This is a genomic window from Aeromonas finlandensis (assembly GCF_000764645.1).
GTDB classification, from domain to species: Bacteria; Pseudomonadota; Gammaproteobacteria; order Enterobacterales; family Aeromonadaceae; genus Aeromonas; species Aeromonas finlandensis.
In genome coordinates this window covers 1-2,138 of sequence record NZ_JRGK01000206.1, presented here as the reverse complement: position 1 = coordinate 2,138, position 2,138 = coordinate 1, and the positions used below count along the sequence as shown (strand labels likewise).

Here is a 2,138-nt window from a genome sequence, read left to right as displayed (position 1 = left end):
GGTGTTGATTGCACCATTCGCGAACTGGCAGAGACAATGGCCAAGGTTGTGGGCTTTTCTGGTAACGTCGTATTTGATACGAGCAAACCTGACGGCACTCCGCGCAAGTTAATGGATGTAAGTCGCTTGGCAAAGTTAGGCTGGCGTTATACCCATTCATTGGAAGCAGGGCTGACCCTGACTTATCAATGGTTCTTGGAGCACCAAGATGCCTTTCGTAAATAATGAGGTCGAAAATCAACCTAGTTATTGGTTGGATAAGACACAATTTCAGCAGATAGTGGCGGCGACGCCACTTATCTCACTTGATTTGATTGTGCGCAATCAGCAAGGGCGGGTATTACTTGGTCGCAGGTTAAACCGTCCGGCGCAAGGCTTCTGGTTTGTGCCAGGCGGGCGGGTGCGAAAAGAAGAGCGGCTTGATGCAGCTTTTTTGCGTTTAACTAGGGAGGAATTGGGGTTTGTTACGAGTCGCGATTGTGCCCGTTTCCTTGGCCCTTATGAACACTTTTATGCCGATAATTTCTCGGGTGAGGGTTTTTCAACCCATTATGTAGTACTGGGATATGAAGTGGCATGGCAGGGTCAATGCAATGCGCTTCCGGTAAGCCAGCACGATCAATATTGCTGGTTTGAGGTGAATGAGTTGCTACAAAATCCGAGTGTGCATCAGCATACCAAAGATTATTTTTTAGAAAGGATGTAATGCCATGTTATTGCCAGTTGTAATGGCTGGGGGCTCGGGGACTCGCTTGTGGCCCTTGTCGCGCACTCTGTTTCCCAAACAGTTTTTATCGCTAACCAGTACGGCTACTATGTTGCAAGAGACTCTGTTGCGCCTTTCTCCTCTGGATCATCAGCCAGCGTTTCTAATTTGCAATCAGGAACATCGTTTTATCGTGGCAGAACAGTTGCGCAAGGCCAAGCTGGCACATGGTGGTATTGTGTTAGAGCCGGTCGGACGCAATACAGCCCCTGCGGTAGCAATTGCTGCACTGCATGCTCGTGCCAAGGGGGAGGACCCCTTGCTGTTGGTATTGGCTGCAGATCATGTAATTGCGCAGCCAGCAGCATTTTGCCAGGCGGTGCAAGCAGCCATGCCACTTGCTGAGCAGGGAAAATTGGTAACTTTTGGCATAGTGCCCACAGCGCCAGAGACAGGCTATGGTTATATCCAACAAGGTAATGCGATAGGGCTGGGGGCGAGCAAGGTCGCTGCTTTTGTCGAAAAGCCTAACCTAGAATTGGCACAACAATATCTGACAGATGGCCGTTACTTGTGGAATAGCGGAATGTTCTTATTCAAGGCATCTGTCTACTTACATGAGCTTGGTAAGTATTGTCCGCAAATAGTTGAACAGTGTCAGTTGTCATTACAGCTTGCGCTAGATGATCTCGACTTCATAAGGCTTGACGCGGATGCTTTTGCTGCCTGTCCAGATGATTCGATTGACTATGCGGTAATGGAAAAAACCGCCAATGCAGTTGTTATGCCGCTTGATGCGAATTGGAGCGATGTTGGTTCTTGGTCTGCCTTATGGGACGTGAGCGAGAAGGATGCACAAGGTAATGTGTTGCAAGGGGATGTACTGACCGAGCAGACCCATAACAGCTTTATTTATGCCCAACATCGTTTAACCGCTACCGTAGGAATCGATGATGTGGTGGTGGTAGAAACAAAAGATGCAGTTTTGGTCGCACATAAAGATCGTGTGCAGGATATCAAAGGGATTGTCAATCAATTAAAAGCGGCTAATCGCGCAGAGCAACTGCAGCACCGTGAAGTATTTCGCCCCTGGGGAAGTCACGATGCGATTGCTGATGGCGAGCGATACCATGTAAAGCAGGTGATGGTGAAGCCAGGTCAAAAAACAGCGGTACAAATTCACTACCATCGAGCCGAGCATTGGATCGTCGTCTCTGGCACGGCAAGAGTGACCCGAGGCGATGAAAACTTTTTGATTTCAGAGAATGAGTCAACCTATATTCCGGTTGGTGTGGCTCACTCCATCGAAAATCCAGGTAAAGTTCCTCTTGAAATTATAGAAGTACGTACCGGAATTTATCTTGCAGAAGATGATATTGTTCGGATTCCATCTACTGGAGTAGGTTATTGATGAAGATCAGCATTATTACTG

General features: G+C 47.9%; 2 protein-coding genes and 1 pseudogene. All 3 read left to right on the top strand.

From position 1 onward, the window contains the following. A pseudogene (locus LD28_RS22415) lies at nt 1–225 on the top strand (GDP-L-fucose synthase); the annotation flags it as partial. Continuing rightward, on the top strand, nt 209–706 hold the full coding sequence (locus tag LD28_RS0112680; protein ID WP_050514324.1) for a GDP-mannose mannosyl hydrolase: 498 nt from the start codon (nt 209–211) through the stop codon (nt 704–706). The pseudogene LD28_RS22415 and the gene LD28_RS0112680, both read left to right, overlap by 17 nt. Before the next feature lie 4 nt (nt 707–710). Then, nucleotides 711–2,117 carry a mannose-1-phosphate guanylyltransferase/mannose-6-phosphate isomerase gene (locus tag LD28_RS0112675; RefSeq protein WP_033137326.1) on the top strand — a complete coding sequence of 469 codons (1,407 nt, stop codon included), beginning with the start codon at nt 711–713 and terminating at the stop codon, nt 2,115–2,117. Nucleotides 2,118–2,138: the final 21 nt, after the last annotated feature.

Coding starts and splice junctions, on each gene's coding strand:
- LD28_RS0112680 (WP_050514324.1), top strand. CDS start 209: ATGCCTTTCGTAAATAATGAGGTCGAAAATCAACCTAGTTATTGGTTG.
- LD28_RS0112675 (WP_033137326.1), top strand. CDS start 711: ATGTTATTGCCAGTTGTAATGGCTGGGGGCTCGGGGACTCGCTTGTGG.